At 62.6% G+C, this 286-nt stretch carries 1 protein-coding gene; it reads left to right on the plus strand.

Annotation, left to right across the window (positions count from 1 at the left end):
- A partial coding sequence (locus OXR00_RS19625; RefSeq protein ID WP_267389914.1) for a glutathione S-transferase C-terminal domain-containing protein occupies positions 1–286 on the plus strand: 286 nt, incomplete at both ends.

Here is a 286-nt window from a genome sequence, read left to right on the forward strand (position 1 = left end):
GATCGTCACCGCCTTCCACGTCCTTCACCAAGGTCTCGGGCCCAAGCTGGAACTGACGCACAACCCCTCATGGGGTGAGCATTCGCGCAAGGTGGCCCTTGCGCATGCTGCACTGGTCGACCGGCATTTTGCTGACGGGCGGGCGTGGCTGCTCGGCGGAGACCAACCGACCTTCTCGGACATCACGTTGGCCACCGCGATCGCGTTCTCTAAATACCCGGTAAACGCCACCCCGCTGGACGAGCGTTTTGAGCATATCGACGCTTTCTGGCAGCGGTGGCAGACC

The sequence above is a fragment of the Sphingomonas sp. GC_Shp_3 genome (genome assembly GCF_026540945.1).
Lineage (GTDB): Bacteria > Pseudomonadota > Alphaproteobacteria > Sphingomonadales > Sphingomonadaceae > Sphingomonas.